Raw genomic sequence first — 26,388 nt, 5'->3', positions numbered from 1 at the left:
GGTAGCCGTGAACGCGGATTGATCAGCTCACGCATACATCCCGCATCAACAACCCGAAACTCAAATCCACCGCATCCGGAATCGGCAGGTACACCGTATGCCCATCCCCCGGCGCGACCTCGATCGCTTCACCCCGGATGTTGTGCAATTGATGCAGATCGAAGTGGAAGTTGCCCTTGGGCGTCATCAACTCCATGTGATCGCCCAGGCCAAACCGATTCTTCACCTTCACTTCCGCCAACCGCTCACGTCGCTCGCCGGTCAGTTCACCGACGAACTGTTGCCGCTCCGACACCGAGCTGCCGTTCTGGTAGTTCTGGTACTCGTCATGCACATGCCGACGCAGAAAGCCTTCGGTGTAGCCGCGCTGAGCAAGGGATTCGAGGTCGGTCATCAGGCTGCGGTCGAAATCGCGGCCGGCCACGGCATCATCGATGGCCCGTCGGTAGACCTGCGTGGTCCGGGCACAATAGAAATGCGATTTGGTCCGGCCTTCGATTTTCAATGAGTGCACACCCATCTGCGTCAGGCGCTCGACATGCTGTACGGCGCGCAGATCCTTGGCATTCATGATGTAAGTGCCATGCTCGTCTTCGAAGGCCGGCATCAGTTCGTCGGGGCGATTGGCCTCTTGCAGCAGGAACACCTGCTCGGTGGGCGCGCCGAGACCCAGGGTCGGTTCCGGTTGGTACTGTTGGACGATTTCGCCCAGGGTGTTTTCCGTGGCCTCCTGCGCCGAATACTTCCAGCGGCAGGCGTTGGTGCAACTGCCCTGGTTGGCGTCACGCTTGTTCATGTAGCCCGACAGCAGGCAGCGACCCGAATAGGCCATGCACAGCGCACCGTGCACGAACACCTCCAGTTCCATGGCGGGAACCTGTTGGCGGATTTCGGCGATTTCTTCCAGAGACAGTTCCCGCGAGAGGATGATCCGGCTCAAGCCCTGCTGCTGCCAGAACTCGACACTGGCCCAGTTCACCGTATTGGCTTGTACCGAGAGGTGGATCGGCATCTGCGGGAAGTGCCGGCGCACCAGCATGATCAGGCCGGGGTCGGACATGATCAACGCGTCCGGCGCCATGGCGATCACGGGTTCCAGATCCTTGAGGAACGTCTTGAGCTTGGCGTTGTGCGGCGCGATGTTCACCACCACGTAGAAGCGCTTGCCCTGCGCCTGCGCTTCACGAATGCCGCGGGCCAGGTTGGCGTGATCGAATTCGTTGTTGCGCACGCGCAAGCTGTAGCGTGGCTGGCCCGCGTACACGGCATCGGCGCCGTAGGCGAAGGCATAACGCATGTTTTTCAAGGTGCCGGCGGGGGCGAGCAGTTCCGGAGCAATCTGGTTCATGGTGGGATCGATCGCAAAAGCCGCCGAGCGTATACGCCTTGCTCCGAAGGTTTATTGATCTGGATCTATGCTTGATGAAAAAAACGATGGCACTCGCGCGAGCCATGGTGGCCTAAGCATCAGGGCGCAACATTGCGTTCCGGCGGACTGACATGGATCGGACATGAACGAAGAGACATTACAAGACAAGTCACTGACGGTGTTGCTGGGGCTGGTGAGCATCGCCTTCGTCTGGATTCTGTTGCCGTTCTACGGCGCGGTGTTCTGGGCAGTGATCCTCGGCATCCTGTTTGCGCCCCTGCAGCGTCGACTGCAATTGAAGTTCGGCTGGCAGCGCAACATCACGTCGTTGCTGACGCTGAGTGTTTGTCTGGTGATCGCGATCCTGCCGGTGATCATCCTCGGTTTCTTGCTGGTTCAGGAGGGGGCGGCGCTCTACAACAGAATTGAAAGCGGCGAGTTGGACATCGCAGGCTATGTGACGCACTTCAAACACAGCCTGCCGCCGTACTTTCAGCACTTGCTCGATCGGTTCGGGATCGGCGAGTTGAACGGCCTGCGGGAGAAGATCATCAAGAGCGCGGTGACGGGCAATGAGTTTGTCGCCACGCAGGTCTTCAGTTTTGGTCAGGGCACTTTCGATTTTGTGGTGAGTTTTTTCATCATGCTCTACCTGCTGTTCTTCTTTCTGCGGGACGGTGCCGAACTGGCGCGCAAGGTTCGCTCCGCCGTACCGCTGCAGGAACACCAGAAACGTCGTCTGCAACTCAAATTCAACCGTGTGGTGCGGGCCACGGTGAAAGGCAATCTGCTGGTGGCGATCACGCAAGGCGCATTGGGTGGTTTGATTTTCTGGTTTCTGGACATCCCGAGCGCGTTGCTCTGGGCCGTGTTGATGGCGTTTCTGTCCCTGTTGCCAGCGGTGGGGGCGGGTATCGTCTGGGCGCCGGTGGCGGCGTTTTTTCTGTTCACCGGGGCGATCTGGCAGGGCGTGGTACTGGGGTTGTTCGGGGTTTTTGTGATCGGACTGGTGGACAACGTGCTGCGACCGATCCTGGTGGGCAAGGATACCAAGATGCCGGATTATCTGATCCTGATCTCGACCCTGGGCGGCCTGGCGATTTTCGGCCTCAACGGTTTTGTGATCGGTCCGCTGATTGCCGCACTGTTCATGTCGAGCTGGGCGATCTTCATCGAAACCAAGCCGCGGGTTCAGCTGCCTTAAGCGCTGAATTTGCCCGTCTGGCCAGTGCCGATACGCTCAGACAATGCCTGGGCGGCCGGCAGCGAAGTGAGCGGGCCGCTGATCTGTTCGCCATCCTGTACCAGATACCAGCAGGCGAGCAGTCCCAGCTCTCTGAGAGGGGCGGGAACGGCGCTGCCGATAACGGACATAATATGAACCTGAGACATCATCAGTACCTCCATCGATCTATGGAGATACCTTACGGGGCGGGTGCTTTTGCGGACAATCACCGTTTTCGATAGTGGTCATTGACGCCAGTGGGTGCAAATGACCGTTTGTCGGTCACCGCACCTGTCAATGTTCCTGCTGGCCGGCGATAACGTTTTCGAACGCGTCATCGCCAGCAAGCGGGCCCCTGCGGACTGTGTCAGTAGTGACCGTAACGCGGGCCATAGTAACCACGGGGTGGGCCGTAATAACCACGGGGTGGTCCGTAGTAGACCGGCGCCGGACGGTAGTAGATCGGTTGCTGCACATAGACCGGAGCCGGCTGGTAGTAAACCGGTGGCGGTGGTGCGGCATACACCGGTGCGGGTTGGGCGTAGACCGGCTGTGCATAAACAGGTTGCGGCTCGACATACACCGGCCGGTTGGCGTTGATCAGGGCCGAGCCGACGATGGCCGTACCGACGATCGCTCCAAATACCGCCGCGTCATTACCACCACCGTGGGCTTGCGCCTGTCCTGCGATAGCGAGCGCGCCGATCAGCAAGGCTACTGTGGGGATTTTACGGATCATGATAATTCCTCGGTTCTTCGACCCGGCGCTTGTGTCTGCAATAGACCCAGGGATCGTCGCGGGGATACTTCTAAGACAGCGTTTTTTTCAAAATCAGCACAGCCGTTAGGTAAATTTTGTGTAAGGTCTGTACCGGCTTGCTTACGGTCGCCCGATGCCATAAGCAGGCCCTGGAATATGATTGATCAGAACACCCTGGACTGGCTAAGCCCGTCCATCTGAAAGTGCACTGGAAGGAGATTCACATGCAGATGAACCCCAACAGAGACACCCGGCTGTGCATGTCCCTCTCCGGACGCCCCGGCAACTTTGGCTTGCGATTTCACAACCATCTGTATGAACAGCTGGGGCTGAATTTCTACTACAAAGCCTTCAGCAGTCAGGACTTGCCGGGCGCTGTCGGCGGTATTCGTGCCTTGGGCATTCGCGGCTGCGGCGTATCGATGCCGTTCAAGGAAGCCTGCATTGCGCTGGTCGATGAGTTGGACGCGTCCGCCGCCGCCATTCAATCGATCAACACCATCGTCAATACCGACGGTCATCTCAAGGCCTATAACACCGATTACATTGCGATTGCCCAACTGCTGGAAACCCACGCCGTGCCCAAGAACACCACCTTTGCCCTGCGCGGCAGCGGCGGAATGGCCAAGGCGGTGGCCAGTGCCTTGCGCGATGGCGGTTACACAAACGGCCTGATCGTGGCCCGCAACGAGCGCGCAGGCCGGGCCCTGGCTGAGTCCCTGGGCTATTCATGGCAAGCGGAGCTGGGGGAGAAACGGCCGCAAATGCTGATCAATGTCACGCCGGTCGGTATGGATGGCGGCCCGGAGGCCGGTCAGTTGGCATACGAAACCGAGGCCATTGCGGCTGCTGATATCGTCTTCGATGTGGTGGCGATTCCCTCGGAAACGCCGCTGATCGTGCGTGGTCGTGCCGAGGGCAAGCAAGTGATCACCGGACTGGAGGTGATCGCGCTCCAGGCGTTGGAGCAATTCGTGCTTTATACCGGTGTGCGGCCGACGGATGAGCAATTTCAGCAAGCGGTGGCGTTTGCGCGCAGTTGAAGGTCTTTTGCCTGCCTTAAAACAAGGTCAAGGAGGTACCCATGCATCCCCCCATTCTCAACCTGAACCAGGTCGAACTGGAGCCCCTGCCCGAAGCCTTGGCGCCCACCGGTGAAACCGCCGGCCGCTATCGGCAACGCATGGCCCGCGTGGGTCAGCAACTGGGGGCTCAGAAGCTCGGATATCGCCTGTACGTGCTGGAACCGGGGATGCGTGGCAGTCCGTTTCACAGTCATCGGGTCAACGAGGAGATGTTTTACGTCGTGGCCGGGGAGGGGGAGATCCGTCTTGGCGCCGAACGCTTCCCCATTCGCGCTGGCGACGTGATCGCCTGCCCGCCGGGCGGTCCTGAAGCGGCACACCAGATCATCAATACCAGCCTTGCAGAGTTGCGTTACCTGGCGGTCAGCACCCAGCAGTCACCGGAGATCTGTGAATATCCGGATTCCGGCAAGTATGCGGTGATGGATGACTTCAAGGTCGATGCGCAGGGTAATGCTTCGGGGTTTGTCGCGGTTGCCCGGCAGGCGGATGGGGTGGATTACTGGGACGGGGAGTGAACGGTTCCGAGATCGAGTCGGCAAAGGTGTAATTGTGGCGAGGGAGCAAGCTCCCTCGCCACAGGGTTATTTGTTCAAGTTAATGATGTTTACTCAAGCCGCGCCAAACGCTCTTCCAGTGCCGCAATCCGCGCCTCGAGCTCTTCGATGCGCTCAACCGAAACAGCGCTGCCACCACCACGTTCGACCGGGTTCTGCCGCGCCGCGAGAATCGCGTCGATATCCGCCGGGTCGCCCAAGGCATGCATATACCGGTCTTCCCGCTGCCCGGCCTGGCGCGGAATCAGCAGGGCCAGGCCACGGGCAATCAAGCGTTCAAGCTGATGCACCACCTGGTCGGTATCTTCGAAGTCATGCATGCGGCCGCTGCGGGTCAGCAACTCATTGACCGTTTGTGGGCCGCGCAGGAACAGCAGTCCCGCCAGCACCACCTGAGCCGGCACCAGTTCCAGTGCCTTGTCGACCCTGTGCTCCCAGCGATCCGCACGGCTGCCCATCACCAGTTTGGTGAAGCCGCGTCCCTCAAGGGCGCGCAAGCTCTGACCGACCTGACCCTGGGTCAGGTTCATCACCGGCTCGCGGCTGGTCTTCTGGTTGCAGGCGATCACCAGCGCATTGAGGGTCAGCGGGTAGGTTTCCGGGCTGGTGGCCTGTTTTTCGATCAGAGAGCCCAGAATACGGATTTCCGTGCTGTTGAGTCGCGGCTCGTCATAGGTCGTCTCTTGCTCGGTGATCATGGTTCTGCGTCCTTACCCGGTTCAGGTTTTCACTTGCGTGGATGCACTTTAGATTGGTGTGCGTCAATGGCAATAGAATTTGCGAACTATCTGGGCTGTTTAATGAGGCATTAACGCAATAGTAACGAATTTTTTACAATCGGATGGGCACCGTATGCGGGGCCATGGACAGGATGTCCTTGAAGTGGGGGATTTACACGTTTCTTGCATCGACAATGTCACCGGCCTTAAGCAATGGAAGATGGAGTAAGGCATGAAGTTGATGTTGGTATCAGCCAAACAAGATGTGCTCGATAGCACACGATTCGCATGACTATTTTGATTACCGGCGCTGCCGGATTCATTGGGTTTCACACCGCCCGGCGTCTATGCCTGGACGGGCATGAAGTGGTCGGCATCGACAACCTCAACGACTATTACGACGTCACGCTCAAGCGCGCACGACTCAAGGAACTGGAGTGCTTGCCGGGCTTTCGTTTCGAGAAAATGGACATAGTCGATAAGCCGGCGTTGATGGCGTTGTTTCGCGATCAGCCGTTTAGCGAAGTGGTGCATCTGGCCGCACAAGCCGGAGTGCGCTATTCGCTGGACAATCCCGACGTGTACGCGCAATCGAATCTGGTGGGCTTTCTCAATGTGCTGGAGGCCTGCCGGCACCATCGCCCTGAGCATCTAATCTACGCCTCGAGCAGCTCGGTGTACGGCAGCAACAGCAAAATGCCGTTCAGTGTCGAGGACGCGGTCGATCATCCCATTTCCTTGTATGCCGCGACCAAACGCGCCAATGAGTTGCTGGCCGAGAGTTATTGCCATCTGTACGGACTGAAGGCCAGTGGGCTGCGTTTCTTTACGGTTTACGGACCGTGGGGGCGGCCGGACATGGCGTTGTTCAAGTTTACCGAGGCGATGCTCAAAGGCCGGCCGATCGATATCTATAACCAGGGCCAGATGGCACGGGACTTCACGTACATCGATGACATCGTCGAAAGCATCGCCCGATTGCGCACGCGGCCACCGGTATCGACCGGGGCGGGCGAAGGTGTCAACCGGTTGTTCAATATCGGTCGCGGCCAGCCAGTGGCGCTGCTGGAGTTCGTCGACTGCCTGGAAGCGGCGCTGGGTATGCAAGCCCAACGCAACTATCTACCGCTGCAGGCTGGCGATGTGGTCAAGACCTGGGCCGATGTGTCGGCCCTGGCAGAGTGGGTCGATTTCAGTCCGCAGGTGCCGGTTGGCACCGGCGTCGGGGAGTTTGTGAAGTGGTATCGGCAGTTTTATCAAATTTGAAACGTTCGCCTTTGACAGCGGAAAAACCACAAGGCGAGGGAGACACCATGAGCCAGGACATTTTTGTATCGGTACTGATCCCCGCGAAGAACGAAGCGAACAATCTCAAGCCCTTGCTTGAGGAAGTCCGCGTGGCGCTGGCCGACGAGTCTTATGAAATCATCGTCGTCGACGATGGCAGTACCGACGCGACCTTGCACGAACTGCAGCAGGCCAAAAACAATGGTCTGAGCCAGTTACGCATCCTGCATCATGATCGCTCGCTGGGCCAAAGCACGTCGCTGTACCACGCGGCACAGGCGGCTCGCGGGCAGTGGCTGGCCACGCTCGATGGCGACGGGCAGAACGACCCGGCGGACATCCCGGGCATGTTGGCACTGGTGCGTAACCCGCGTGGCAGTGGCGACTTGCAGCTGGTGGCGGGGCACCGGGTCAACCGCCGCGACACCGCGAGCAAGCGCTGGGCCTCGCGTTTCGCCAATGGCCTGCGCAGCCGCCTGCTCAAGGACGCCACGCCCGACACTGGCTGTGGCTTGAAACTGATTCAACGCGCGGCGTTTTTGCGCCTGCCGTACTTCGATCATATGCATCGGTACATTCCAGCGCTGATCCAGCGCCACAATGGCCGAATGGTCGTCCATCCCGTCAACCACCGGCACCGCACCGCCGGCGTGTCCAAGTACGGCAATATCGACCGCGCCCTTGTCGGCATTCTCGACCTCTTCGGGGTGTGGTGGTTGATCAAGCGTACTCGCCTGAATACTCAGGCTCGGGAGGTTCAGGAATGAACCTTTCCCGCGAATCCTTGTGGTTGGTGGTCGGCTTTGCCGGCCAGCTCGCGTTCACCGGCCGTTTCGTCCTGCAGTGGCTGTACAGCGAATACAAAAAACGCAGCGTGATCCCGACCAGCTTCTGGTACCTGAGTATCGTCGGCAGTGCCCTGCTGCTGATGTATGCCATTTACCGGCAGGACCCGGTGTTCATTGCCGGCCAGGCTTTTGGCTTTATTGTTTATCTGCGCAACCTGCAACTGATTGCAAAAAGCAAAAACCTCAAGGAGTAAGTCATGCGCAGATCGTTGTCGCCCAGGGTCGAATGCCTGGGGTTGATGTTGCTCGCCCTGCTTTTGGTCGGTGCCGGTCTGGGCCTGCGTCAAGTGCAGAACGTCGATGAAGAACGTTTCCTCGGCGTGGCCCTGGAAATGCTGCACAACGGTTCATGGCTGATTCCCCATCGCGCCGGGGAGATCTACGGCGACAAGCCGCCGATCTTCATGTGGACGGTGGCGTTCTTCGCCTGGCTGACCGGCAAACCCAACCTTGCCCTGTTCATACCCGGGCTTTTTTCCGCGGTGACCGTCACGGCGATGGTCTATGACTTGGGCCGCCGGCTGTGGAACCAGCGCATCGGGCGCATTGCCGCGCTGTTGTACCTGGCGACCTACCAGACCTACAGCATCCTGCGCACCGGGCAGATCGACAGCTTTCTGATTCTGTTCACCACGCTGGGCCTCTACGGCCTGGCCCGTCATCTGTTGCTGGGGCCGGCATGGCGCTGGTTCTATGTAGGCTGTGCGGGCATGGGCATCGGGGTGATCACCAAAGGCGTGGGCTTTCTGCCGGCGCTGATGCTGATCCCTTATGCCTATGCGGTACGCAAGGATTGGTCGGGCGTGGTGGCCATGCCGGGCCAGGCGCGCAAATGGTGGCTCGGGTTGCTGGTGATGCTGGCGGCGATCGCGGTCTGGCTGTTACCCCTGACCTTGTCCATCGTGCTCAACGGCTCCGCTGACGAAGTGGCCTATGCCCGGGAAATCCTCCTGCGCCAGACCGCCGGACGCTACGCCGCTTCGTGGGACCACCGTGAACCGTTCTGGTACTTCTTCACCAACGTCATTCCGCAATACTGGTTGCCTTTGGTACTGGCCTTGCCATGGCTGGTGCCAGCCTGGCGCCGTCAGCTGCAAAAGCGTGACGGTCGGGTGCTGGTGCTGCTCGGCTGGGTTGCGCTGGTGGTGCTGTTCTTTTGCATCAGTGCCGGCAAACGCAAGTTGTACATCTACCCGGCGCTGCCTGGCCTGGTACTGGCCGCCGCGCCGCTGATTCCCTGGCTGCTGCAACGCTGGTTCAAGCAGCGCCCGCGCCTGCGCCGGGCATTTCCGGCCCTGGTGGCAGGCTGGTTCGTGTTGTGGTTCGCCCGTGGGTTTATCGAGCCGATCACGGACGGCGCCAATCCACACGTAGCCATCATGGAGCAAGCCGCGTCAATGACCCACGGTGCTGACCTGGTACTGGTCAACTGGCGCGAGGGACATTGGTTGTACGCCCGTCAGCCGATCGTGCATTTCGGTATGGCCGAGTCGACGGTCGAGCAGGCTGCACAATGGCTGCGCGATCACCCCAACACTTATGCATTGGTCCCGGACGAGTTGCTCGGCCAGTGCTTCGCCCCCGAGGCTGCACATGAACTGGGCGAAACGTCCCGTGCCGAGTGGTCGATCGTCGGCGCCGATGCCGATAACGGCAAATGCCATCCGGGGCAGCCTGGGCATGTCTATCGTTTCACTTGGGATTGAGAAAAATAATAATGAGCAAGGCAAGGAAAGCGGGGCTGTTGGTTGTCGTTATCGCGTTGGCACTGGTGATCACTACAGGCGTGCGTTCTGCCTGGTTCTCGCAGTTGTACGGACACTGGCACAACCAGTGGTACGGCAATCAGGCACCGGACAAAAATATCTGGGTGCCTGACTATAAGGCGGTGATCCAGGCCAAACCTGTGGAGGGTGTCACCAATTTGTCCGGCATCGCTTACGATTACGATCGTGATCGCCTGCTGGGAATCACCAATGGCGAGCACATGGGAATCGTGGTGTTGAGCCGCAACGGCGACTTGCTCGGACGCTACCCGCTGATCGGCTTCGAAGACACCGAAGGCATCGCTTACATCGGCGGTGGACGGGTGGTGATCGCCGATGAAAGACTGCAGCAACTGGACATCGTCACCTTGCCCGACACCCCTGCGCCGATCCATGTCGAACAAGCACAATTTGTTGCCATCGGCGTCAACCTGAGCCCGCACAACAAAGGGTTTGAAGGTGTGACGTACGACCGGGCCAATGACCGTGTCTTCGCCATCAAGGAGCGTGATCCGCGGCAGCTGTATTCGGTGACGGGCATGCTCCCTTCCATGGGCGGCCCTCTACAGATCCGTATCAAGGACTTGACGTCCTGGGTTAACCGCAGTGTCTTCAGCCGAGACCTCTCCGATGGCTACTTCGATCCGAAGAGCGGGCACCTTTTGTTGCTCAGTGATGAGTCCGCCAATATCACCGAGCTGGACGGGAAGGGGGACTTCGTCAGCATTCTCTCCCTGCGCAGCCAGGCGGGCGATCTTAAGCATTCGGTGCCGCAGGGCGAGGGTATGACGATGGACACCGATGGCGATCTGTACGTCGTCAGCGAGCCCAACCTGTTCTACCGATTCAGCAAGACCAAAACGCTCAAGTAACTGCTGTGGAGTAACCTTGATGGGTGTGAGCCTGACTCGTTTGTCGAACCGCAATGTCGCCTTGCTTGCGGCCATAGCCATTGCGCTGCTGTTTTTCTGGGGGCTGGGCAGCGTACCGTTTTTGAGTGTCAACGAAGCCCGGCGCGCGGTCACCGTCCGCGAAATGCGAGAAGCGGGGAGCTGGTTGCTGCCTTATATGAACGGCGATCTGTACCTGTCCAAGCCGCCGTTTTTCTACTGGGCCGGTCTCGTTTCGACCGCCGTGGTGGGCAGCTTGTCCGAGTGGAGCATGCGCCTGCCTTCGGCGCTGGCCGCAACCTTGTGCTGTGTCGGCACTTATCTGTACGGCGTCAGGCAGGCGGGGCGCCAGGTGGGGCTGTTTGCGATGGTGTTCCTGGCCGCGAACGGGGCATTCAGCCTGTTCGCCCGTCGCTCTGAAATCGAGATGCTGCTGACCCTGCTGTGTTTCGGCGCGCTGTTGGCAGCCTGGCAATTCATATTCCAGCAGGGCCGGGCCGTTTGGAGTCGACTCAGCTACGTCCTCATCGGCTGCGCGTTGTTGACCAAGGGGCCGGTGTGCCTTCTGTGGGTGACGGCGCCGATTCTGGCTTATGCCTTGATCTATCGCGATGCCCGGGCCAAAGCCTATCTGTGTGACGGTTGGGGCTGGCTCCTTGCATCGGTTCTGGGTGGTTCCTGGTATCTGGCCGTGTCCATCAACCAGGGTTGGGGTGTCTGGGCGTCGATCATCAGCGAAGACATCGTGAAGAAGATCGACGGGCAAGGCGCCGAGGCCTGGTATGCCTACCTGTTGTACCTGGCCGGTGATTTCTTCCCGTTCTGGCTGATTGTATTCGTGCAGCCGCGAAAGTTCTGGGCAATGATCCGTTCGCGCCGCGAGGCGGCCATGTTGCTGTGTTGCAGTCTGCTGCCACTGTTGGTCTTTTCTTGCTTCACCGAAAAACACGGCAAGTATTTGCTGCCGATTTACCCGTCCATGGCGCTGCTGCTGGCCATGCACTGGGCGGCCGTGCTTGACGACGCGAAGGGCCGCTGGCGTGCCTGCCTGGCCACGGTTCCCTACGTGATGCTGGCCGGCTTCGTGGTGTTTTATGCGTTCGTCGAGGCGCGGGTGCTGTCTCACCGCGTCGCTGGCCTGGAGCAGGTCGCCACGTTGGCGGCGGGGCAACCGGGCCAGAAAGTCTACACAATCGGTGAGCCGGATATCCGCCTGGTCTACTACATGGGCCGACCGGTCGCGCCACTGACGATTGATCAGTTGCAAGGGGACGCCCGGCCAGCGGGGCTGCTGTTCGTGCCGGAGCCTCTGGATCCGCAATTGCAAAACCTGGCGTCGTGCAAGGTCGGAGAAATCGATACGTATCTGAAACCGGGCCGCTCGGCGCTGTTGATCCGCATGGGCGGCGATTGCCACTGATCGGCAATCGTGATTCGCAGACTTCGTCTGCTGGTGGCCGGCTTTTACGGCTCAATGCTTGTCGCGCCTTTGCTCATGTACTCGAAGCCAGGCAGTCGAAGGCGACTGCCTGATCCGTGCGCAACAAAAGACAAGTCGCAGAAGGGGCGGTCATGGCTATAATCGGCGCACGTTCCAAAACCGATCACCTGTGGGAGCGAGCCTGCTCGCGATGGACTCAAGCGCAACGCGTTTGTCCAGAATCAACGCGTTATCGTTAACGTCCATCGCGAGCAGGCTCGCTCCTACAGGTGGTCGAAGTTTCCCTCCGACATCACACGAGACTGCCATGACCATTTCCCTGTACGACGCTTCCGTTCCTGTTTTCAAACAAATGCTCAACGCTCTGAGTGACGTGCTGAAGAAGGCCGAAGCCCACGCGACTGAAAAGAACATCGACCCGAATGCGTTCCTGCAAGCGCGCCTGTACCCGGACATGTTCCCGCTGGTGCGTCAGGTGCAGATCGCCGTTGATTTCGCCAAGGGCGTTTCCGCCCGTCTGGCCGAAGTTGAACTGCCGAAGTACGACGATAGCGAAACCACTTTCGTCGAGCTGCAAGCCTTGATCGCCAAGGTCCTGGCCTTCATCGGCGAGATCAAGCCGGAGCAGATCAACGGCAAGGAAGGCATCGAAATCGTCACGCGTCCAGGCACCCCTAAAGAGAAGCGCTTCAGTGGCCAGGCATACCTGCTGAGCTATGGCTTGCCGCAGTTCTTCTTCCATGTCACCACCGCTTACGCCTTGTTGCGTCATAACGGCGTGGAAGTGGGCAAGCGCGACTACATGGGCGCGTTCTAAACCGTCCAGATACAAAAAAGCCCCCGCAGCCTTGGGTTGCGGGGGCTTTTTCATGTGCGCGCATTTATACGCGTCACCACGAACCCTGTGGGAGCGAGCTTGCTCCCACAGGTTTTTTGTCAGGCCAAACGCTCGGCTTTCTGCTCTTTACCCAGGCAAGCCGCCGCCGTGAACAGCACATCAGTGGATGAATTCAACGCCGTCTCCGCCGAGTCCTGCAATACCCCGATGATGAAACCGACCGCTACCACCTGCATCGCGATTTCACTCGGGATGCCGAACAAACTGCACGCCAGTGGAATCAGCAACAACGAACCGCCCGCCACACCCGAAGCGCCACAGGCGCAGATCGCCGCGACAACGCTGAGCAGAATGGCGGTCGGGATGTCCACGGCAATGTTCAGGGTATGCACCGCTGCCAGCGCCAGTACGGTAATGGTGATGGCCGCACCGGCCATGTTGATGGTGGCGCCAAGCGGGATCGACACTGAGTAGGTGTCTTCGTGCAGGCCCAGGCGCTTGCTCAGTTCCAGGTTGACCGGAATGTTCGCCGCCGAGCTGCGGGTGAAGAAGGCAGTGATGCCGCTTTCACGCAGGCACATCAACACCAGCGGATACGGATTGCGACGCAGTTTCCAGAACACGATGGCGGGGTTCATCACCAGCGCCACGAACAGCATGCAGCCGAGCAGCACGGCCAGCAGATGTGCGTAGCCGATCAAGGCACCGAAACCGGAGGTGGCCAGGGTCGAGGCCACCAGGCCGAAGATCCCCAGCGGTGCGAAGCGAATCACCACGCGCACGATCACGGTGACGCCATTGGACAGGTCGCCCAGCACTTCGCGGGTGGTGTCGCCGGCGTGGCGAATGGCGACGCCCATGCCGATGGCCCAGGCCAGAATGCCGATGAAGTTGGCGTTCATCAGTGCGCTGATCGGGTTGTCGACCACGCTCAGCAACAGGCTTTGCAGGACTTCGCCGATACCGCCGGGCGCGGTGACCGCAACGTCATGGGTCGACAGCACCAGGCTGGAGGGGAACATCATGCTCGCCACTACCGCGACCACGGCGGCGGCGAAGGTGCCCAGCAGATACAGGAACAGAATCGGCCGGATATGGGTTTCCTGGCCGTGCTTGTGGTTGGCGATCGACGCCATGACCAGCACGAACACCAGAATCGGCGCGACCGCTTTCAGCGCGCTGACGAAGACCTTGCCGATAAACGCCGTGGACTTTGCCGCTTCCGGCGCGAACAGGGCCAGGGCAATCCCGGCGATCAAACCGATGATGATTTGCGTGACCAGGCTGGTGCGTTTGAGGTGTTGCCATAGAGAAGGGGATGAAGCGGTCATAAAACGGCATCTCTGATTTTTTGTAAGTGCATGGTTTCGCAGGTTTGCAGCAACAAGCCGGGCAGGCCGCAGGCCGGAAACCGTAAGGAGAAACGCGGGGGTGTAATGTCATTCAACGTGTAGAAACCTTGTGGGAGCGAGCCTGCTCGCGATGACGGTGGAACCGTCAACATGAGTGTTTGCTGACACTCCGCCTTCGCGAGCAGGCTCGCTCCCATAGGTTTTGTCACTTGAATGAGCAGCATCGAACACAGGGTGTACGTTTTTCAGGGCGCGGACTTTATCACAGCGCAGGGCCGATCCTTCAGACCTGTGACGAACTGACGCCCTGGCGTTCAACGCGATATGCAGGTTCGTGCAACCGCATCCGGAAACACTCTGTTAAGATTCGCCATCCTCTTTTTCATGTCTGCCAGTGAGCCTTCGGGCTATCGCTGGTGTTGTCGTTTTTCTGGAGTTTTGCATGCGGTTGTTGCCCATCCTTCTGTTGTCCGCCGCCGGTTTCACGGTGTTGACCACGGAGTTCATCATTGTCGGCCTGCTGCCGGCCATCGCCCGCGACCTCGAGGTCAGCATCCCGCAAGCGGGCTTGCTGGTGACCCTGTTCGCTTTTACCGTGGCCGCCTTCGGGCCATTTCTCACCGCGTATTTCGCCCGGTTCGAGCGGCGCAAGCTGTTCATCAGCGTGTTGATCATGTTCGGCCTGGCCAACACCCTCGCGGCGTTGGCGCCCAATATCTGGGTCATGGCGCTTGCTCGCTTGATTCCGGCGTTGGGCTTGCCGGTGTTCTGGGCGCTGGCCAGTGAGACGGCCGTGGACATTGTCGGGCCGGATTACGCCGGACGCGCCATCGCCAAAATCGGCTTCGGCATTGTCTGCGCCACGGTGTTCGGTATTCCGGTGGGCACCCTGATCTCCGATGCATTTGGCTGGCGCAGTGCTTTCGGCATCCTCGCGGTCATCGCGTTTGCCAAGGCGCTTTTGCTGTTCATCTATCTGCCGAAAACCAGTCTGCATCAGCATCAGGTCAGTTTCCGTTCACAGTTCAAGATTCTGCGCAGCCCCGTGATGGTCGGCCACGTACTGCTGTCGATCGTTGTGTTCAGCGGCATGTTCACCGCCTACACCTATCTGGCGGACATCCTCGAACGTTTGGCCGGATTCGATGGCTCGGTGGTTGGCTGGTGTCTGATGGGCTTTGGCGCGGTCGGGTTGATCGGTAACTCGCTGGGGGGCCGTGCGGTGGATCGGCATCCGCTGATCGCGTCGATGATGTTTTGCGCGTTCATGATTGCCGGGCTGGTGGCGCTGGTGCCGAACATCCATTCGCCTGTCGGTCTGGCGGCGGCGATGGGTATCTGGGGCATCACTCAGGCAGCACTGTTTCTGGTCAGCCATGTGCGCTTGATGAAAGCCGCACCCGAGGCACCGGCATTCGCGGCCTCGCTGAACATCGCCGGGGCCAACCTGGGGATTGGCCTGGGCGCCATGATCGGCGGCCGGGTGATCGACAGCGTTGGCCTGCAAGGCCTGGGGTTTGCGGCGGCCGCTTTTATTCTGGCATCGATCCTGTTGGCGCTTGCCCTGATGACTTTCAAACCCCGCGAAGTCTTCGCCTGAGGCTTCATAGTTCGGTAAACAATTCGCGGCGGGCACCTTCGGTAATGGCGACAATGCCGGGGTGCTTGACCTTGCGTTCCACCGAAATGGCATAGAACGACTCGCTCACCGCGTCGGTCTGGCCAATCACCTCCACGCCGTATTGGCGCCGCACTTCATCGGCGATCACGCTCGGGCCGATGAAAATCCCGCTACCGGACTGCCCGAAGGCTTGCATCAAGGCGCTGTCGTCGAATTCGCCAAGGATGCGCGGCTGGATCTGTTGCTCGGCGAACCAGCGTTGCAAGCGGCTGCGCACCACGGTTTCCGGCCCGGGGATCAGCAGCGGAGCGCCGTTGAGGCTGCGGGGGAAGTCCCCACCGTAGAGCGCTGCCAGCTCAGCGGTCGCGAAAAAACTGATCCCGCATTCACCGAGTTTCTGGCTGTAGCCCTTGATGTCCAGGTGCGACGGCATCGGGCTGTCGGAGATCACCAGATCCAGACGCTGGATGGCCAGGTCGGCGAGCAGGCGTTCCAGCTTGTCCTCGCGACAGGTGATGCGCAGGGGGTCGCTCAATTCCATGGTGGGCGCGATCAGGCGGTAGACGATGGATTTGGGGACCACATCGGCCACACCGACGCGGAACAGAATCTGCTGCTCATTGGGTTGCGCTCGCAGCATCAATTCCAACTCTCCACCCAGCTGAAACATCTGTTCAGCGTAGGGCAGGGTTTGCCGGCCAGCCTCGGTCAGCTCCAGTTGCCGACCGACCTTGCGAAACAACTCGATGCCATAGGTCTGTTCGAGCAGCGAAATCTGCCCACTGATGGTCTGGGGCGTCAGGTTCAGTTGCTCGCAGGCACGCACGATGCTGCCGGTCTTGGCCACGACCCAGAAGTAATGCAGTTGTCGATAGTTGAGCATGGGAACCTACAGTTCGTAAAAACCGAAGTATATACGCTGAAAATACGAATTTTCCTGAAGTGTTCATCTCCCTAGAATGCGTCGCTATCAACGGGCCATCGTCTCGGCGCCGTTTGTTCTATTGAAGGAGGCAACATGAAGCTTAAGACCACGGCATTGCTGATCACGTCTTTACTGGTACTGGCCGGCTGTGACCAGGCCGAAAAAAGTGCCCAGCAACTGATGGGCAAAGCCGCCGAAAGCGCCAAACAGGCCATCGACGACACCCATAAAGCCGCCGAACAAGCGCTGAGCGATGCCACTGGCGGGTTGATCAGCAAAAAAGAATCAACGGAAAAAGACGCGGAAAAAACCGAATCTTCCTCCCAGGAAATCTAAACCGTCTTACAGCGAGTCAGGACTGACCCATGGAATACCTTTTACAACTAGCTGCCAGCCCCACCGCGTGGGTTGCCCTGGCCACCCTGGTGGTGATGGAAATCGTGCTTGGCATCGATAACCTGATCTTTATTTCGATCCTGACCAACAAGCTGCCTGAGCAACATCGACAGAAAGCACGGCGCATCGGTATCGGCATGGCGTTGATTTTGCGACTGGGCCTGCTGAGCACCATTGCGTTCATCGTCCAGTTGACGGCGCCTGTCATCGAAGTGTTTGGCCAGGCCTTCTCCTGGAAAGACATGATCCTGATTGCCGGTGGCCTGTTCCTGTTGTGGAAAGCCACCACCGAGATCCATCACAGCATGGACCCGGCTCCGGAAGATCCGACGTCGGCGACCTCGACCGTGACCCTGGGCTTCGCTGCGGCGATTGGTCAGATCCTGATGCTGGACATGGTGTTCTCCATCGACAGCATCATTACCGCTGTCGGCATGACCGAGCATTTGCCGATCATGATCATCGCGGTGGTGGTGTCGGTGCTGGTGATGTTGCTGGCGGCTGATCCGCTGGCCAAGTTCATCAACGACAACCCGACGGTGGTGATGCTGGCCCTGGGCTTCCTGATCATGATCGGCATGACGCTGATCGCCGAAGGCTTCGGCGCCCACGTACCGAAAGGTTACGTCTACGCTGCCATGGCGTTCTCGGCTGCGATCGAGGTGTTGAACATGATGTCCCGCCGCGCCCGGCAGAAGCGGGTCTCCGCTGAAGCTTGATTGGCGCTGAACGAAACGGCCGCCTGCACTCGAAAGAGTCCAGGCGGCCGTTTTTTTGTAGGGGCCCAACGCTTCGATTAATGGGCTGTGGCGTGGCTCGTGGCCGGTTCTTCGGCTTTCACCAGGGGCGCCGGTTGAGCAGGGTGGTGATGGTGCCGACGAGTAATGCGCAGAACTCCCCATAGCATGGCGGTGGCAACGGCCAGCCAGCCGGAAATCAACATCACGATTGTCATTGTCAGGCTCATCGATGCCTCCTCTTTGCCCTGCGGCGGGCACACACGACTTGCAAGTGACAGTCTAGACGCTGCGGTGTTGCAGGCTATTGACCAAAGGTCGACCCGGATCAACCAGTTCGCTCTATCCAATGCAATCAACTACCGGTTAAGGCTATACCGCTGTCGCGAGGCATCCTATGATCGACGGCCAAGCCGGGAGTGCGATTGCCTGGCGTCTGAACGAAGAGAGTGATGATGGTGCGGGTAATTTCTCGAATTCTATCGGCGGCACTGATTGTGGGGTGCGTGGCTGGTTTGGCAGGTTGCGCGGGCAGTGTTGCACCTGAGATCAAGCGTCTGCCGGAGCGCGTCGAACTCAGCGGCCGCTTCTATAAGGGCGTAGCCAATCAAAGCGGGCCTCAAGTGTTGGCGAGCATGCTGTCCCAGCAGGGCGTTGTGATTACCCCGGGCTTGCTCGACAAGCCGTTGCATTTGCCGGGTGCCGAAGCGCAACTGCAACAGAACATGCAGAACCTGGCCCGTGAATACGGGATGATGGTCTATCCCCTCGACAGCAATCTGCCTGCCTTGCTGACTCAGGTCGCTGCCGGATATCCGGTCATGGTGCGCTTCACTGAGGGTTCTGCGCTGTGGGCCGAGCCGCGTTATGCCATTCTCGCCGGGTACAACCGGCAGAAACAGACGGTACTGCTGCGCGCCGGCATGAGTCAGAGGACGTTGATGAGTTTCAGCTCGTTTGAGTCGTCTTTCAAGGATGCCGGTGGCTGGGCGGTTTTGATTCAGGCGCCGACACAGGTTCCGGCCAGCGTCGATCGGCAGCGCTGGTTAAAGGCTGCAAGCGACCTCGCCCAGGCCGGCCAGGAGCAAGCGGCCGCCAGGGCGAAAAAAGCCTTGGGCGCACAGTAAGCCCGTTCGTCACCCCCATGGCACCACTGCGCATTGCCAGCCTCTGATGATTGAAGCCCGAGTTTCTCGGGCCGCGACCAGGAGGCGTTCATGGCTCATTTCAATACTCCCGCCGGTCCGCACTCGTCTGAGCATTCGTCTGGCGACGAGTTGGGGTTCGACCCCGACTCTCCGGATCTCGCCGACCCTCAGGTCGATCCCATCGGTCCGGCAAAGGCGCCACGGGATGTAAAGCCGGGCGACAATCCCAAGGCTCCGGCAAAGCCTTACGATCCACTCGGTGATCTGAAACCCTAGGTCTCATTGCCAGGTCTCATTGGAGGTGCGTATGTCTACTGATTCGAGCTTTGACGATAAACGTCCGGAAAACGTCCCGACCACCCCTGAGCAAGACGTGGATCCGGTGATGGATCCGGATAGCCCGATGAGGGATCCTCTGGCTCGGCCAACCGTGGTGTCAACCGAACATCCGAAACCCTGGAGAGACCCGAGTACCGGCGACGGGATTCCGGATGATGACCAGATGCCGCTGCCCAATGATTAAGGCGGAAAGCAAAAGCCCCGAATGATCGGGGCTTTTGCTTTCTACTGTCGTGCCGTTATTTCGACGCTTCAACCACGCCGCTTTGGCGATGTTTGAGGTTCTTTTCGGATTTGTATTGCAGGGCTACAGAGGGTACGTCTGCGCTGTGGCCGGTTTCGACCCAATTGCGGATGCGAGTGGCGTCGGCAAAGTGAGTGTACTTGCCATAAGCATCGAGGATCACCAGTGCTACCGGGCGGTTAGCCATATGGGTCACCAACACCAGGCAGTGACCCGCTTCGTTGGTGAAACCGGTTTTCGTCAGTTCGATGTTCCAGTTCGGCTTGCCCACCAGATGGTCAGTGTTGCGGAAACCCAGGCTGTAGTTGGGTTTGCGGAACGACACGGTTTTTTCCTTGGTGGTGCTCAGTTGCGTCAGCAGAGGGTATTTGTGTGCCGCGACCAGCAGTTTGCTCAGGTCGCGGGCTGTGGACACGTTGCGTGGCGAGAGGCCGGTCGGCTCGACGAAATGGGTATTGGTCATGCCCAGCGCCTTGGCTTTGGCGTTCATGGCAGCAATGAACGCCGCGTAGCCACCCGGATAATGGTGCGCCAGGCTCGCGGCGGCACGGTTTTCCGAAGACATCAAGGCGATCAGCAGCATCTCCCGTCGCGGCATTTCGCTGTTGAGCTTGACCCGGGAGAACACGCCTTTCATTTCCGGCGTATTGCTGATGTTGATATTGATGTATTCGTCCATGTTCTGCCGGGCTTCGACGACCACCAGGCCGGTCATCAGTTTGCTCACCGAAGCGATGGGGACAACGACGTCGGGATTGCTGGCGTAAATGACTTTGTTGGACTGCAAGTCGACCAGCAATGCGCTGCCGGAAGCGATCTTCAGGTGTGAGGTGTCTCGAGGCGCGGCGGTGGTTTCGCCAGCGCTGGCGATTGGCGTGATGAAAGTCCCTGTAACTGCAAAAAATAGGCTCAGGATGGAAAGACGGATTTTCACGCTGGCAGACTCATAAAATGTTGATAAGCCGTTTTGTAACGGGCTATTTCGTAAAAAGCGCGACATTCTGGAGTATGGCTGAATAACTGTCGATGGTTGTTCCGGGAAGTGGTTAAAGTCCTTTGAAACATGAAAAAAATGTCATTTTCCGGCAGGTGGTCGACATTTATCTGCGGGCAAAAAGAACCCCGCCATGGGCGGGGTTCCTTGACTTGTTGCCAACGCCGGAAACGGGACTCAGCTGTGCAGGGTTTCGGCCGCGTACAGTGTGTTTTCCAGCAGGCATGCGCGAGTCATCGGACCGACGCCGCCGGGCACTGGAGTGATCCAGCCGGCGCGGGGCAGGGCGGTTTCGTAAACCACGTCGCCGACCAGCTTGCCGTCTTCCTGACGGTTGATGCCGACGTCGATCACGATTGCGCCTTCCTTGATCCATTCACCCTTGACCAGGCCCGGCTTGCCGGCGGCCACCACGACCAGATCCGCGCGACCGACGTGGCCGGCCAGGTCTTTGGTGAAGCGGTGGGTGACGGTCACGGTGCAACCGGCCAGCAACAACTCCATCGCCATCGGGCGACCCACGATATTGGAAGCACCGACAATCACGGCATTCATCCCGTACAGATCGGCACCGGTGCTTTCCAGCAAGGTCATGATGCCTTTAGGGGTGCACGGACGCAGCAGCGGTATGCGTTGGGCCAGGCGACCGACGTTATACGGGTGGAAGCCGTCGACGTCTTTATCCGGACGAATGCGCTCCAGCAACTTGGACGCGTCCAGGTGTTCCGGTAGAGGAAGTTGAAGCAGAACACCGTCAATTGCCGGATCGTCATTGAGGCGATCGATCAGATCGGTCAGCGCTTCTTGAGTGGTTTCGGAAGGCAGGTCATAAGCTTGGGAGAGGAAGCCGACCTCTTCACAGTCTTTACGCTTGTGCGAGACATAAACCTGAGAGGCAGGATCGCTGCCGACCAGGATCACCGCGAGTCCGGGCGTACGCAGGCCTTGCTGGCGACGCTCGTTGACCCGTTGGGCGATCTGCTGGCGCAGGCTGGCGGCGATCGATTTGCCGTCGATTAGTTGTGCAGTCATTGCGCGTGATTAACCATCGAGAGGGGAAAAAAAGAGAGCGCATTCTCGCATGTCATGAGGTGAGGGCAAAGGCGCTTGGTCTGCAAATTCCCCTAACTCCTTTAATTAAATGAATTTTTTTTAAAAAGGATTTGACGACCCTCGGGGGGCTCTATACTATTCGTCGCACTTGTCGGGCACAGCCTAGCACTGGTTAAGAAGGTCGAGCGGAATCAAGGTTCTGCAAGGCTGGAAAGCATTTAGTTTGTAGTCCTCCAAGGTTACAGATTAACAAGGCGCCCGTAGCTCAGCTGGATAGAGCATCCGCCTTCTAAGCGGATGGTCGCAGGTTCGAGTCCTGCCGGGTGCGCCATTAGGCAGCTTTGGCACAAGTAGCGCGATATGGTGGGCGTAGCTCAGTTGGTAGAGCACGGGATTGTGACTCCCGTTGTCGTGGGTTCGATCCCCATCGTCCACCCCATATTTCGAAAGGCGCCAGATTAAAAGTCTGGCGCCTTTGCTTTAACAGCTTCAACCCGCGGATGTGGTGGAATTGGTAGACACACTGGATTTAGGTTCCAGCGCCGCGAGGCGTAAGAGTTCGAGTCTCTTCATCCGCACCAAATAAAGCTTCAGTCATGCCGCTTGGCTTGTTTGGGGCTGACTAAAGAAGTTGTTTGGCTTCTTTGTCATGCAATATGGTGGGCGTAGCTCAGTTGGTAGAGCACGGGATTGTGACTCCCGTTGTCGTGGGTTCGATCCCCATCGTCCACCCCATATTTCGAAAGGCGCCAGATTGAAAAGTCTGGCGCCTTTTTTGTTTCAGCGGTTCGAGTATTCAGCGGCTGCAGGTTCTGGGTCGCAGGGGCAGGGCGTTTCGTCGTATTTATGTTTCTCGATGATGCTGCGCTGCCCGCCGGCCTTGCTCGCAAGATCGGCTGTCAGGGAGATGATTGGCTGCCTCTTCTATATATAGAAGGGTTGGCGCAGAGCCCTGGCGTGATTGGCTGTATTTGCCACCGGGGCGAGGTGCATCCGTGCATTCGCACCTATAAATTGCCAGCTGCTTTTTTACCCGTTTTCAGTAGGGTGACTTCTTGAGTTTGACCCACTAGAATGCATGCCCTTGATTCTGGGGTCGGAAACGGCCGGCTAACGTCTGTGCAACGAGGAATATCCATGCAAGTTTCTGTTGAAAATACTTCTGCTCTTGAGCGCCGCATGAGCATCACCGTGCCGGCTGAGCGCATCGAGACTCAGGTCAACAAGCGTCTGCAGCAGACCGCCCAAAAGGCCAAGATTGCTGGCTTCCGTCCAGGCAAAGTGCCAATGAGCGAAATCAAGCGCCGTTTCGGCGCTGAAGCTCGCCAGGAAGCTGTAGGCGACGTGATCCAGTCCTCTTTCTATGAAGCTGTGGTTGAGCAGAAGCTGAACCCGGCTGGTTCGCCTTCGATCGAGCCTAAGTCGCTCGAAGCTGGCAAGGACCTGGAATACGTTGCTGTTTTTGAAGTGTTCCCTGAGTTCACCGTTGCCGGTTTCGAAGGTATCACCGTAGAGCGTCTGAGCGCTGACGTGGCTGATGCCGATCTGGACAAGATGCTGGACATCCTGCGCAAGCAGAACACCCGTTTCGAGGTGGCCGATCGCGCTGCTCAAAACGAAGACCAGCTGAACATCGATTTCGTTGGCAAGGTCGACGGTGAAGTGTTCGCTGGCGGTTCCGCCAAGGGTACTCAGCTGGTTCTGGGTTCCGGTCGCATGATCCCTGGTTTCGAGGACGGCCTGGTTGGCGCCAAGGCCGGCGAAGAGCGCGTTCTGAACCTGACCTTCCCGGAGGACTATCAGAACCTGGACCTGGCAGGCAAAACCGCTGAGTTCACCGTTACCGTAAACACCGTTTCCGAGCCAAAACTGCCAGAGCTGACCGAAGAGTTCTTCGCTCAATTCGGCATCAAGGAAAGCGGTCTGGAAGGCTTCCGCACCGAAGTTCGCAAGAACATGGAGCGCGAGCTGCGTCAGGCGATCAAATCCAAGGTCAAGAATCAGGTCATGGATGGTCTGCTGGCCACCAACCCGATCGAAGTGCCTAAGGCTCTGCTGTCCAACGAAGTTGACCGTCTGCGCGTGCAGGCTGTTCAGCAGTTCGGCGGCAACATCAAGCCTGATCAATTGCCGGCCGAGCTGTTCGAAGAACAAGCCAAACGCCGCGTAGTACTGGGCCTGATCGTCGCTGAAGTGGTCAAGCAATTCGACCTCAAGCCTGACGAAGCCCGCGTTCGCGAGATGATTCAGGAGATGGCTTCGGCTTACCAAGAGCCTGAGCAGGTTGTGTCCTGGTACTACAAGAACGACCAGCAACTGAACGAAGTCCGTTCGGTTGTGCTGGAAGAACAAGTTGTGGATACTGTTCTGCAGAAAGCTAGCGTGACCGACAAATCGGTCTCTTACGAAGAAGCGGTCAAGCCGGTAGAAGCTCCACAAGCCGACTGATTGTTTTTGCGGTAAGAAGCACACACCATAAGCCAGCCTTCGTGCTGGCTTATGCGTATTCAAGACATAACTATTTGGGAGTGACTGCAGAGCATGTTCCGTAATTCGTATATTCAGCAGAACTCTGATATCCAGGCCGCAGGCGGCCTGGTCCCGATGGTTGTCGAGCAGTCTGCTCGTGGCGAGCGCGCCTATGACATCTACTCGCGTCTTCTCAAGGAGCGAGTGATCTTTCTGGTAGGTCCGGTAGAGGACTACATGGCCAACCTGATCTGTGCGCAACTGCTGTTCCTTGAAGCGGAAAACCCGGACAAGGACATCCATCTCTATATCAACTCCCCGGGTGGTTCGGTGACGGCGGGCATGTCGATCTATGACACCATGCAGTTCATCAAGCCAAACGTGTCGACCACCTGCATTGGCCAAGCGTGCAGCATGGGCGCGTTTCTTCTGACGGCTGGTGCTCCTGGCAAACGTTATTGCCTGCCGAACTCACGTGTGATGATTCACCAGCCATTGGGCGGTTTCCAGGGCCAGGCTTCGGATATCGAAATCCACGCCAAGGAAATCCTCTTTATTCGTGAGCGTCTCAACACGCTGATGGCCAAGCATAGTGGTCGCACTCTTGAAGAAATCGAGCGAGACACAAACCGCGACAATTTCATGAGTGCGGAAGCCGCGCGTGAATATGGGTTGATCGATGAAGTGATCAGCCAGCGCCCTGCTTAAAATAAGCAGCTCAAAATAAGGTTGGTCGGCGGGTCCGATCACCTGCGGGCTTGAAAAAGCCCGCAATAGCCTTCATCTTGTGTTGCAAGCCTATCGGATTTGGATCGAACGAATGACTGACACCCGCAACGGCGAGGACAACGGCAAGCTGCTCTATTGCTCCTTCTGTGGCAAAAGCCAGCATGAAGTACGCAAATTGATTGCCGGCCCCTCGGTCTTTATCTGCGACGAGTGCGTCGACCTGTGCAATGACATCATCCGTGAGGAGGTGCAGGAAGCCCAGGCCGAAAGCAGCGCGCATAAATTGCCTTCGCCTAAAGAAATCAGCGGCATCCTTGATCAGTATGTGATTGGTCAGGAGCGTGCGAAAAAAATTCTGGCCGTAGCGGTGTACAACCACTACAAGCGCCTGAACCAGCGTGACAAAAAGAATGACGATGTCGAACTCGGCAAGAGCAACATCCTGCTGATCGGCCCGACAGGCTCGGGTAAAACCCTGCTTGCCGAAACACTGGCCCGCTTGCTGAACGTTCCGTTCACCATCGCCGACGCAACCACCCTCACCGAGGCGGGTTATGTGGGTGAAGATGTCGAGAACATCATTCAGAAGTTGCTGCAGAAATGCGATTACGACGTGGAAAAAGCCCAGATGGGCATTGTCTACATCGATGAAATCGACAAGATTTCGCGCAAGTCTGACAACCCGTCTATTACCCGGGACGTTTCCGGCGAAGGCGTGCAGCAGGCCCTGCTCAAGCTGATCGAAGGTACAGTCGCTTCCGTTCCGCCTCAAGGTGGTCGCAAGCACCCACAACAGGAATTCCTTCAGGTCGACACCCGTAACATCCTGTTCATCTGCGGTGGTGCATTTTCCGGTCTGGAAAAGGTTATTCAAAACCGTTCCACCAAGGGCGGCATTGGTTTCAACGCAGAAGTGCGCAGCAAGGAAGAGGGCAAGAAAGTCGGTGAATCCCTGCGTGAAGTCGAGCCTGACGATCTGGTCAAGTTCGGTCTGATCCCGGAATTCGTTGGTCGTCTGCCGGTTCTTGCCACACTGGACGAGCTCGATGAAGCTGCTTTGATGCAGATCCTCACCGAGCCGAAAAATGCTCTGACCAAGCAGTACGCCAAGTTGTTCGAGATGGAAGGCGTGGACCTGGAATTCCGGGCTGACGCACTGAAATCGGTTGCGAAACGCGCGCTGGAACGCAAAACCGGCGCTCGTGGCCTGCGTTCGATTCTCGAAGGTGTATTGCTCGACACTATGTATGAAATCCCCTCGCAGTCCGAGGTGAGTAAAGTAGTGATCGATGAAAGCGTTATAGAAGGCAAGTCCAAGCCACTGTATATCTATGAAAACAGTGAGCCTGCTGCCAAGGCCGCGCCAGACGCATAAACGTCACGCAGCCGGTACAAAGAAGGGGCCTTCGGGCCCCTTTGCTTTTGTGACAGTGGGTCTGTCGGATCGCCGCGTCGCTGCGAAGGGGACATGCCAGCCAGCCTGCCTGGTTTTTTCGCTGTATCCGGGCCCCACAGTTGCGGCCGCAAGAAGCGATCTTTTAAGTCGTACTTTTATCCGCTTGTTTTTTTCCAGATCAGCCCCCATCTTGGTTTCAA

At 58.3% G+C, this 26,388-nt stretch carries 27 protein-coding genes, 4 tRNA genes and 1 pseudogene; 23 read left to right on the top strand and 9 right to left on the bottom strand.

Going from position 1 to position 26,388, the window contains the following annotated elements:
* Positions 1–22: 22 nt before the first annotated feature.
* Positions 23–1,348: a prephenate-dependent tRNA uridine(34) hydroxylase TrhP gene (gene trhP / locus ACX3YF_RS28505; RefSeq protein ID WP_458974687.1), complete on the bottom strand. Its 1,326-nt coding sequence runs from the start codon at positions 1,346–1,348 to the stop codon at positions 23–25.
* Between the two features lie 163 nt (positions 1,349–1,511).
* Between trhP and ACX3YF_RS28500 the strand changes: the two genes are divergently transcribed.
* Positions 1,512–2,573, top strand: coding sequence for an AI-2E family transporter (locus ACX3YF_RS28500; RefSeq protein WP_458974686.1), 1,062 nt, complete (start codon positions 1,512–1,514; stop codon positions 2,571–2,573).
* Here ACX3YF_RS28500 and ACX3YF_RS28495 read toward each other — a convergent pair.
* Both ACX3YF_RS28495 and ACX3YF_RS28490 read right to left on the bottom strand, forming a co-directional pair.
* Entirely contained in the window at positions 2,570–2,761 is a 192-nt protein-coding gene (locus ACX3YF_RS28495) for a hypothetical protein (RefSeq protein ID WP_130210988.1), read from the bottom strand. The two genes, ACX3YF_RS28500 and ACX3YF_RS28495, sit on opposite strands and share 4 nt — an antisense overlap.
* Before the next feature lie 200 nt (positions 2,762–2,961).
* Positions 2,962–3,333 (bottom strand): hypothetical protein, encoded by a 372-nt coding sequence (locus ACX3YF_RS28490; RefSeq protein WP_130210987.1) that lies wholly within the window; start codon positions 3,331–3,333, stop codon positions 2,962–2,964.
* A gap of 245 nt (positions 3,334–3,578) precedes the next feature.
* Between ACX3YF_RS28490 and ACX3YF_RS28485 the strand changes: the two genes are divergently transcribed.
* A complete protein-coding gene (locus tag ACX3YF_RS28485) occupies positions 3,579–4,397 on the top strand; it encodes a shikimate 5-dehydrogenase (RefSeq protein ID WP_130210986.1) in 819 nt (272 codons plus the stop codon).
* Between the two features lie 41 nt (positions 4,398–4,438).
* Entirely contained in the window at positions 4,439–4,957 is a 519-nt protein-coding gene (locus ACX3YF_RS28480; protein ID WP_103406005.1) for a cupin domain-containing protein, read from the top strand.
* An 89-nt stretch (positions 4,958–5,046) separates the two neighbouring features.
* On the opposite strand, the gene ACX3YF_RS28475 is transcribed toward ACX3YF_RS28480, so the two are convergent.
* Positions 5,047–5,694, bottom strand: coding sequence for a YceH family protein (locus ACX3YF_RS28475; protein ID WP_458974685.1), 648 nt, complete (start codon positions 5,692–5,694; stop codon positions 5,047–5,049).
* A gap of 309 nt (positions 5,695–6,003) precedes the next feature.
* Here ACX3YF_RS28475 and ACX3YF_RS28470 point away from each other — a divergent pair, with 309 nt between their 5' ends.
* From ACX3YF_RS28470 to ACX3YF_RS28440, 7 genes are all read left to right on the top strand, one after another.
* Complete coding sequence (locus ACX3YF_RS28470; RefSeq protein WP_458974684.1) at positions 6,004–6,981, top strand: NAD-dependent epimerase/dehydratase family protein; 978 nt, start codon at positions 6,004–6,006, stop codon at positions 6,979–6,981.
* A gap of 47 nt (positions 6,982–7,028) precedes the next feature.
* On the top strand, positions 7,029–7,769 hold the full coding sequence (locus ACX3YF_RS28465; RefSeq protein ID WP_458974683.1) for a glycosyltransferase family 2 protein: 741 nt from the start codon (positions 7,029–7,031) through the stop codon (positions 7,767–7,769).
* Complete coding sequence (locus ACX3YF_RS28460) at positions 7,766–8,044, top strand: lipid-A-disaccharide synthase N-terminal domain-containing protein (protein WP_103406001.1); 279 nt, start codon at positions 7,766–7,768, stop codon at positions 8,042–8,044. The genes ACX3YF_RS28465 and ACX3YF_RS28460 overlap by 4 nt, the downstream gene beginning before the upstream one ends.
* A 3-nt stretch (positions 8,045–8,047) precedes the next feature.
* Positions 8,048–9,556 (top strand): ArnT family glycosyltransferase, encoded by a 1,509-nt coding sequence (locus ACX3YF_RS28455; RefSeq protein ID WP_458974682.1) that lies wholly within the window; start codon positions 8,048–8,050, stop codon positions 9,554–9,556.
* 11 nt (positions 9,557–9,567) lie between these two features.
* Positions 9,568–10,488: an SdiA-regulated domain-containing protein gene (locus tag ACX3YF_RS28450; protein ID WP_448646197.1), complete on the top strand. Its 921-nt coding sequence runs from the start codon at positions 9,568–9,570 to the stop codon at positions 10,486–10,488.
* Between the two features lie 19 nt (positions 10,489–10,507).
* Positions 10,508–11,926 (top strand): ArnT family glycosyltransferase, encoded by a 1,419-nt coding sequence (locus tag ACX3YF_RS28445; protein ID WP_448646198.1) that lies wholly within the window; start codon positions 10,508–10,510, stop codon positions 11,924–11,926.
* A gap of 328 nt (positions 11,927–12,254) precedes the next feature.
* Positions 12,255–12,764, top strand: coding sequence for a DUF1993 domain-containing protein (locus tag ACX3YF_RS28440; RefSeq protein WP_458974681.1), 510 nt, complete (start codon positions 12,255–12,257; stop codon positions 12,762–12,764).
* A gap of 119 nt (positions 12,765–12,883) precedes the next feature.
* Here the strand turns inward: ACX3YF_RS28440 and sstT are convergent, their stop codons facing one another.
* Entirely contained in the window at positions 12,884–14,116 is a 1,233-nt protein-coding gene (gene sstT / locus ACX3YF_RS28435) for a serine/threonine transporter SstT (protein WP_458945614.1), read from the bottom strand.
* 463 nt (positions 14,117–14,579) lie between these two features.
* Here sstT and ACX3YF_RS28430 point away from each other — a divergent pair, with 463 nt between their 5' ends.
* Positions 14,580–15,737: an MFS transporter gene (locus ACX3YF_RS28430; protein ID WP_448646200.1), complete on the top strand. Its 1,158-nt coding sequence runs from the start codon at positions 14,580–14,582 to the stop codon at positions 15,735–15,737.
* A 4-nt stretch (positions 15,738–15,741) separates the two neighbouring features.
* On the opposite strand, the gene nhaR is transcribed toward ACX3YF_RS28430, so the two are convergent.
* Positions 15,742–16,641, bottom strand: coding sequence for a transcriptional activator NhaR (nhaR, locus tag ACX3YF_RS28425; protein WP_458974680.1), 900 nt, complete (start codon positions 16,639–16,641; stop codon positions 15,742–15,744).
* Positions 16,642–16,776: 135 nt separating this feature from the next.
* On the opposite strand from nhaR, the gene ACX3YF_RS28420 reads away from it, so the two are divergent.
* The gene (locus ACX3YF_RS28420; RefSeq protein ID WP_090468342.1) at positions 16,777–17,019 is read left to right on the top strand and encodes a hypothetical protein; all 243 of its coding nucleotides are present in this window, start codon (positions 16,777–16,779) and stop codon (positions 17,017–17,019) included.
* A 29-nt stretch (positions 17,020–17,048) separates the two neighbouring features.
* The gene (locus ACX3YF_RS28415; RefSeq protein WP_047527520.1) at positions 17,049–17,798 is read left to right on the top strand and encodes a TerC family protein; all 750 of its coding nucleotides are present in this window, start codon (positions 17,049–17,051) and stop codon (positions 17,796–17,798) included.
* A 77-nt stretch (positions 17,799–17,875) separates the two neighbouring features.
* Here the strand turns inward: ACX3YF_RS28415 and ACX3YF_RS28410 are convergent, their stop codons facing one another.
* Entirely contained in the window at positions 17,876–18,046 is a 171-nt protein-coding gene (locus tag ACX3YF_RS28410) for a hypothetical protein (protein ID WP_189340410.1), read from the bottom strand.
* A gap of 167 nt (positions 18,047–18,213) precedes the next feature.
* Between ACX3YF_RS28410 and ACX3YF_RS28405 the strand changes: the two are divergent.
* The 3 genes and pseudogenes from ACX3YF_RS28405 to ACX3YF_RS28395 all read left to right on the top strand — a co-directional run bounded on the left by ACX3YF_RS28405 (position 18,214) and on the right by ACX3YF_RS28395 (position 19,487).
* Positions 18,214–18,943: pseudogene (locus ACX3YF_RS28405) on the top strand (cysteine peptidase family C39 domain-containing protein).
* Between the two features lie 90 nt (positions 18,944–19,033).
* A complete protein-coding gene (locus ACX3YF_RS28400; RefSeq protein ID WP_047527521.1) occupies positions 19,034–19,240 on the top strand; it encodes a DUF6021 family protein in 207 nt (68 codons plus the stop codon).
* Positions 19,241–19,271: 31 nt separating this feature from the next.
* Positions 19,272–19,487: a hypothetical protein gene (locus tag ACX3YF_RS28395; RefSeq protein WP_047527523.1), complete on the top strand. Its 216-nt coding sequence runs from the start codon at positions 19,272–19,274 to the stop codon at positions 19,485–19,487.
* 55 nt (positions 19,488–19,542) lie between these two features.
* Here ACX3YF_RS28395 and pbpG read toward each other — a convergent pair whose 3' ends face one another.
* Complete coding sequence (gene pbpG / locus ACX3YF_RS28390; protein ID WP_047527524.1) at positions 19,543–20,481, bottom strand: D-alanyl-D-alanine endopeptidase; 939 nt, start codon at positions 20,479–20,481, stop codon at positions 19,543–19,545.
* 237 nt (positions 20,482–20,718) lie between these two features.
* Entirely contained in the window at positions 20,719–21,573 is an 855-nt protein-coding gene (gene folD, locus ACX3YF_RS28385) for a bifunctional methylenetetrahydrofolate dehydrogenase/methenyltetrahydrofolate cyclohydrolase FolD (RefSeq protein WP_198132714.1), read from the bottom strand.
* 275 nt (positions 21,574–21,848) lie between these two features.
* Between folD and ACX3YF_RS28380 the strand changes: the two genes are divergently transcribed.
* The 7 genes from ACX3YF_RS28380 to clpX all read left to right on the top strand — a co-directional run bounded on the left by ACX3YF_RS28380 (position 21,849) and on the right by clpX (position 26,167).
* Positions 21,849–21,925, top strand: a tRNA-Arg gene (locus tag ACX3YF_RS28380).
* A 32-nt stretch (positions 21,926–21,957) separates the two neighbouring features.
* A tRNA-His gene (locus ACX3YF_RS28375) sits at positions 21,958–22,033 on the top strand.
* 57 nt (positions 22,034–22,090) lie between these two features.
* Positions 22,091–22,175, top strand: a tRNA-Leu gene (locus ACX3YF_RS28370).
* Between the two features lie 78 nt (positions 22,176–22,253).
* Positions 22,254–22,329: transfer RNA gene (locus ACX3YF_RS28365), tRNA-His, on the top strand.
* Between the two features lie 402 nt (positions 22,330–22,731).
* Positions 22,732–24,042 carry a trigger factor gene (tig, locus tag ACX3YF_RS28360; RefSeq protein WP_047527526.1) on the top strand — a complete coding sequence of 437 codons (1,311 nt, stop codon included), beginning with the start codon at positions 22,732–22,734 and terminating at the stop codon, positions 24,040–24,042.
* Between the two features lie 93 nt (positions 24,043–24,135).
* Positions 24,136–24,771: an ATP-dependent Clp endopeptidase proteolytic subunit ClpP gene (gene clpP / locus ACX3YF_RS28355; protein ID WP_090468346.1), complete on the top strand. Its 636-nt coding sequence runs from the start codon at positions 24,136–24,138 to the stop codon at positions 24,769–24,771.
* Positions 24,772–24,883: 112 nt separating this feature from the next.
* The gene (clpX, locus tag ACX3YF_RS28350) at positions 24,884–26,167 is read left to right on the top strand and encodes an ATP-dependent Clp protease ATP-binding subunit ClpX (RefSeq protein WP_047527529.1); all 1,284 of its coding nucleotides are present in this window, start codon (positions 24,884–24,886) and stop codon (positions 26,165–26,167) included.
* Positions 26,168–26,388: the final 221 nt, after the last annotated feature.

This window comes from Pseudomonas fluorescens group sp. PF-69 (assembly GCF_054481235.1).
Note: the sequence above shows the minus strand (reverse complement) of the source record. Positions and strands in the feature narration are given on the sequence as shown.